The sequence below is a fragment of the Tenacibaculum sp. TC6 genome, assembly GCF_050606265.1.
Taxonomy (GTDB): Bacteria; Bacteroidota; Bacteroidia; order Flavobacteriales; family Flavobacteriaceae; genus Polaribacter.
In genome coordinates, this window is sequence record NZ_JBOCUK010000002.1 from 186,317 (window position 1) to 192,571 (window position 6,255).

At 33.8% G+C, this 6,255-nt stretch carries 3 protein-coding genes; 2 read left to right on the plus strand and 1 reads right to left on the minus strand.

Annotated features, from left to right (window positions below; translation table 11 throughout):
* Nucleotides 1-3: 3 nt before the first annotated feature.
* Nucleotides 4-2,346: a penicillin-binding protein 1C gene (gene pbpC / locus ACQY1Q_RS02300; RefSeq protein WP_431003667.1), complete on the plus strand. Its 2,343-nt coding sequence runs from the start codon at nt 4-6 to the stop codon at nt 2,344-2,346.
* Nucleotides 2,347-2,405: 59 nt separating this feature from the next.
* Nucleotides 2,406-4,223, plus strand: coding sequence for a cation:proton antiporter (locus tag ACQY1Q_RS02305; protein ID WP_431003668.1), 1,818 nt, complete (start codon nt 2,406-2,408; stop codon nt 4,221-4,223).
* 54 nt (nt 4,224-4,277) lie between these two features.
* Here the strand turns inward: ACQY1Q_RS02305 and ACQY1Q_RS02310 are convergent, their stop codons facing one another.
* The gene (locus ACQY1Q_RS02310) at nt 4,278-5,999 is read right to left on the minus strand and encodes a DNA polymerase III subunit gamma/tau (RefSeq protein ID WP_431003669.1); all 1,722 of its coding nucleotides are present in this window, start codon (nt 5,997-5,999) and stop codon (nt 4,278-4,280) included.
* Nucleotides 6,000-6,255 lie beyond the last annotated feature (256 nt).

Below are 6,255 nucleotides of genomic sequence, written 5' to 3' on the forward strand. Positions count from 1 at the left end.
AATATGAAGAATTATTTAAAAAAGAAAAAACTAAAAATAGCAATAGTAACAGCACTATTTATAGGGTATTATTTTTGTTTGCCTAAGAACCTTTTTGAAGAATCCACATCTACCGTAGTAAACGCTAAAAATAATGAGTTATTAGGGGCTGTGATTGCTGATGACGGACAATGGCGTTTTCCGGAGTTAGATTCAGTACCACAAAAGTTTACCCATTGTATTTTGCAGTTTGAAGACGCCTACTTTTATAAGCATTTTGGTTTTAATCCTATTTCTATTGCCAAAGCAATGAAAGAAAACATAAAAGCCAAAAAAGTAGTGAGAGGAGGTAGTACCATTACACAACAGGTAGTACGATTGTCACGTAAAAACCAACAACGTTCTTACATTGAAAAAATAAAAGAGCTTATACTGGCAACCCGTTTAGAATTTAGATGCTCTAAAGAAGAAATTTTAAGGTTATATGCTTCTCATGCACCTTTTGGAGGTAACGTTGTGGGGTTAGAAATGGCTGCTTGGCGTTATTTTGGATTACGCCCCAACCAATTATCGTGGGCTGAAAGTGCAACATTGGCAGTATTACCCAATGCACCGTCGTTAATTTATCCAGGAAAAAACCAACAAAAGCTTAAAAAGAAAAGAAATGATTTATTGCAAAAGCTATATATAGAAAAAATTATAGATAAAGATACGTATGAGTTATCTATTGAAGAAGAATTACCTCAAAAACCCTATCCGTTACCTAACATAGCACCGCATTTTGTTCAGGAATTGGCAAAAAGCAATAAAGGAGAAAGAGTACAAAGCTCTATTGATATCTACTTACAAAAACAACTAAATACGTTAGTTAAACACCATTATGAACAAGTAAAACAAAATGAAGTGTATAACATAGCCGTATTGGTAATAGACGTAGCTACACGAAAGGTTTTGGCCTATGTGGGAAACTCACCAACAGATGCTAAACACCAGAAAGATGTAAATAATATAATAGCTCCCAGAAGTACAGGAAGTACTTTAAAACCATTCTTGTACGCTCAAATGCTGCAATCCGGAGAGCTATTACCTACACAATTAGTAGCTGATGTTCCAACAGAAATAGCCGGTTACACGCCTAAAAATTTCGATTTATCATTTGATGGAGCCGTTGCTGCCAATGAAGCATTAACAAGATCGTTAAACATTCCTGCAGTACGCATGTTACAAGCTTATGGTTTGGAAAAGTTTAGAGAAGACATAAAGGGGTATCATATTAAGCACATTAATAAATCAGCAGACTATTATGGGCTATCATTAATTTTAGGAGGAGCAGAAGCCAGTTTATGGGATTTGTGTAAAACATTTGCCGGATATGCCGGAATTGTTAATCATTATGAAGAGTTAAAGCATAACTATTATACAAATGAATTTATTGAACCCGGTTATCTTGAAAATGAACCCACCGCTTACGGAAAAGTACAAGAAGAGTACGTAACTATAGATGCAGGTGCTACCTATTTAACATTAAACACCTTAACTGAGGTAAACAGACCCTATACAGACCAAGCATGGAAGTATTTTGATTCTTCACAAAAAATAGGGTGGAAAACAGGAACCAGCTTTGGAAATAAAGATGCGTGGGCCATAGGGGCTACTCCTAAATATGTTGTGGGTGTTTGGATAGGTAACTCCGATGGAGAAGGAAGACCGGATTTAACAGGGGTAGGAAGTGCTGCTCCGTTACTATTTAACGTTTTTGATGTTTTGCCAAAGTCAGATTGGTTTTTAGAGCCTTATGAAGATTTGGTAGAAGAGAACATTTGTGAAAAAAGCGGTTACTTGGCATTGCCAATTTGTCCTTCAGTAAAAAAGAGAATTCAAAAGAGCGGAAGAAAAGCGAAGGCATGTCCTTACCATAAACAAATAACGGTAGATGCCTCTGAAAAATTTAGAGTAACGACCAACTGTGAGTCTATTAGTAATATAAAAACAAAATCATGGTTTGTATTACCTCCCTTAATGGCGTATTATTATCAGCAAAAAAATGCTGACTACAGACCATTACCCGGTTTTAGAAACGATTGTTTAGAAACAGAAAATAATACCATGGACTTTGTTTTTCCTACCAAGTACCGTTCTGTTTTATCACTTACAAAAAATAATGAAGGTACTATAAACTCGATAATTTTAAAGTTAACACACAGCAATTCAGAAGCTAAAGTGTATTGGTATATAGATAATACGTTTATAGGTACTACTCAACAATACCACGAACAGGAAATAAAGCCGGAAAAAGGAGTACATACCATTACGGCAATTGATGATTTAGGAAATGAAGAACAACGAATTATTGAAATAAAAAATTAAAAGGATAAGAACTAAGGTTATAGTAAAAAACTGTACTTTTAAGTTTTTTTATAAAAATTATGATAGAACTAGCAGGAATAATAATACTGGGAATATTAGCACAATGGGTGGCATGGAAGTTTAAAATTCCGGCCATTTTACCTCTTATTTTAATTGGATTATTTGTAGGACCTATTGCAGCTGAATTTTTTACAGAAGACGGACATAAATGGATAGAGCCTATATGGAACGGAGAAAAAGGATTGTTCCCCGGTGAAGGTTTGTTCTATTTTGTTTCGTTAGCTATCAGTATTATTCTTTTTGAAGGAGGGTTAACGCTTCGAAAAAGTGAAATAGCCAATGTAGGGCCAGTAATTACTAAACTTATTACCTTAGGAGCTGCCATAACCTTTATTGTTTCTGCCTTAGTAGCTCATTATGTATTTAATTTAGGATGGGAAATAGCCATGCTGTTTTCATCATTAATAATAGTAACAGGGCCTACGGTAATATCTCCGATACTACGAAACATTCCGTTGAAAAAAGACGTAGCGGCCGTATTGAAATGGGAAGGTATTTTAATAGATCCTATAGGAGCTTTAGCAGCAGTATTAATGTTTGAGTTTATCAGTGCCGGAGGAGGTAGCGGATTTACCAAAACTGCCTTTATGGAATTTGGAAAAATTGTACTTTTTGGATTAACCTTCGGGTTTACCTTTGCTCACGGACTTATTTTCATCATCAATAAAAAATTTGTACCTCATTATTTGTTAAATGTGGTATCACTTTCAATGGTGCTTTTTGTATTTGTACTGTCAGATTTATTTGCACACGAATCAGGTTTATTATCTGTAGTAGTAATGGGAATGGTGATTGCTAACAGTAACTTAAAAAGTATTGATGAGCTGTTGTATTTTAAAGAATCATTATCTGTTTTATTAATATCTATTTTATTTATACTATTAGCTGCCAATATGAATATTAGCGAGTTAATGTTGGTGTTTAACTGGCAGGCATTATCATTATTTGCAGCAATTGTATTTATTATAAGACCTTTAGCCGTATTTATGAGTACGCATAATTCTACCTTAAAGCTTAATGAAAAGTTATTTATAAGTTGGGTGGGGCCAAGAGGAATTGTTGCAGCGGGTATTGCCTCTTTATTTGGAACTAAGTTAATGAAACAAGGTATTGAAGGAGCTGAGTACATAACTCCCTTAGTATTCTTAATTGTATTAGGAACGGTATTGTTAAATGCAACAACAGCCCGAATGTTTGCTAAACTGGTAGGTGTATTTTTAAAAAGCTCAGAGGCTATTGTGATGATAGGAGCTTCAGATGCAGCAAGAATTATAGCTAAATACTTAATGAATCATGGAAGAAGAGTGGTATTGTTGGACCAAAACAAAAGTTATATACAACAAGCAAGAAATGAAGGAGTAGAGGCTTTTGATATTGATATTTATAATGATACTATTGATGATTCGGCAGAATTGAATGATGTGGGGTATTTAATAGCAATGACCGGAAGTGATGAAGTAAATAAGTATGCCGTTAATCAATTTTCAAGAATTTATGGTGAACGAGGAACTTATAGATTAGCAACGTTAAACGAAGTGAAGATAAAGACGCCTGAAAATGAAGATATGCTGTTTACGACTAATGATGATTATATCAATTTAAACGAAAGCGCACGTGATTTTCCGGTTATTAATGAAGTAAAAGTGGAATCTTCAGAAGATTATATTAATAAGTTAGCAACCATCCATGAAGAAGAAAAATCCATACCTCTTTTTGTAAGAAATAACAGGAAAATAGAGGTCATTCCGGAAGTAGATCATACTTTGATAAATGGAAATGATAGAATTGTTTATTTAGGAAAGAAAATAATTTTTTAAATAAGAAACTATAATATAAATGAAAAAGGATGCTAACTAATTAGCATCCTTTTTTTATAAGTCTAACCCAAAGGTTGTTTTAAGCTTTTCAATAAGAGGGTTTTTCTCTTTTAACTTCTCGTATTTTTCATGAGGTGTGTAAGCAAACTTTTTTTCTACCGTTTCATTTAAATGAATAACAATTTGAATTCCGTAGTTGTTCAACTTTTCACGTAAAAACTTTAATAGCTTAGGTTTTCCTTTCTCTACCTGTGATTTCATTAACTCATTAGGAACCGATATAGCTATTTTAAAATTCTCATATAGTTTGGGGTCATCAGAAGCAATAATAGCAGCCATACTTCGCTCACCCATGTCTTGTAATTTAAAGTAATACTTTTTCCAAACATCTTTTAATTGCTCTTGTGAAAACGGAGTTCTTGGGTGGTTATCGTAATTTTCTTCCTCCTCAACACTTTTATATTCTTTCTTTTGATGAATACTTTTTAAAGAAAGGGCAGAGGTACGGCGTTTTATATCTTTTAGTTGAGGTTTTGCTGTTTCCTGAGGAGGTACCGGAGCGGTTTTTTCAACAGCAACAGGTTTGGTAGCTGTAGCAGCTTCTTTTATGACCTCATGTACTTGTTTTTTAACTGCGGGTATTTTGGGTTTAGAAGGCGTTAACGCTGTAAAAAATGTAGCGGGAATTATGTAGTTGCTAGATTTTTTTTTTGCTCCATCAAAAGTGATAGAGGCTATTTGCATTAACGTAAGTTCAACCAATAAACGTTGATTTTTACTGCCTCTGTATTTTAAATCACAATCGTTAGCTTTATCTATAGCGGTAAGTAAAAATTGCATACCTGCTTTGGTTGCCTGTTCTAAATATTTCTTTTTGGCGTTATCACCAACTTCTAGCAAAGCAATAGTTGCCGCATCTTTTGCTACTAATAAATCTCTGAAATGAGAAGCTAATCCGTTAATAAAATGATGCCCTTCAAAACCTTTAGATAATACTTCGTTATAAGCCATCAAAACTTCAGGTATTTTATTTTCTAACAATAAATCTGTCATATGAAAATAAACATCATAATCTAACACATTTAAGTTTTGAGTAACAGCCTCACGAGTTAAATTATTTCCGGAGAAACTAACAACACGATCAAAAATAGATAAAGCATCACGCATAGCTCCGTCTGCCTTTTGAGCAATAATATGCAAAGCATCGTCATCAGCTGTAATGTTTTCTTTAGCACAAATACTTTTTAGATACTCTTTAGCATCTAACACTCCAATACGTTTAAAATCAAATATCTGACAACGAGATAGAATGGTAGGTATAATTTTATGCTTTTCAGTAGTTGCTAAAATAAAAATAGCATGAGCAGGCGGTTCTTCTAATGTTTTTAAGAAAGCATTAAAAGCGGCTTGAGACAGCATGTGCACCTCATCAATAATATATACTTTATATTTTCCGGTTTGAGGAGGTATACGTACCTGATCAGTTAAATTACGAATATCATCTACCGAGTTATTAGAAGCCGCATCTAATTCAAAAATATTAAAAGCAAAATCTTCATCGGTACTATTAGTAGAAGCTTCCTCATTAATTCGTTTGGCTAAAATTCTGGCACAAGAAGTTTTTCCAACTCCACGAGGACCTGTAAACAACAAAGCTTGAGCTAAATGATTATTTTTTATAGCGTTTTCTAACGTATTGGTAATGGCCTGCTGACCTACAACATCTTCAAAAGTTTGAGGACGGTATTTACGTGCTGATACTATAAAGTGCTCCATTAATTCTTTTCGTTTACGTGAACAAAAATAGAAAACCGAATGGCAACTAGCAAACAAAAAGTTTTTCAGTTGTCAACAATACAAAATGAAAAGAAAACCTAAGTGTATTTATAATTAAAAATAAAGAGATTACGACTCTTTTATAACCGTGTTTATTTTAAAACCATAAATTTGCTAACTGCTAACTGCTAACTGCTAACTGCTAACTGCTAACTGCTAACTGCTAACTGCTAACTGCTAACTGCTAACTGCTAAC

What these genes read in the sequence shown, in the direction of transcription:
- pbpC (WP_431003667.1), top strand. Translation starts at nt 4, where the DNA reads ATGAAGAATTATTTAAAAAAGAAAAAACTAAAAATAGCAATAGTAACA.
- ACQY1Q_RS02310 (WP_431003669.1), bottom strand. Translation starts at nt 5,999, where the DNA reads ATGGAGCACTTTATAGTATCAGCACGTAAATACCGTCCTCAAACTTTT.
- ACQY1Q_RS02305 (WP_431003668.1), top strand. Translation starts at nt 2,406, where the DNA reads ATGATAGAACTAGCAGGAATAATAATACTGGGAATATTAGCACAATGG.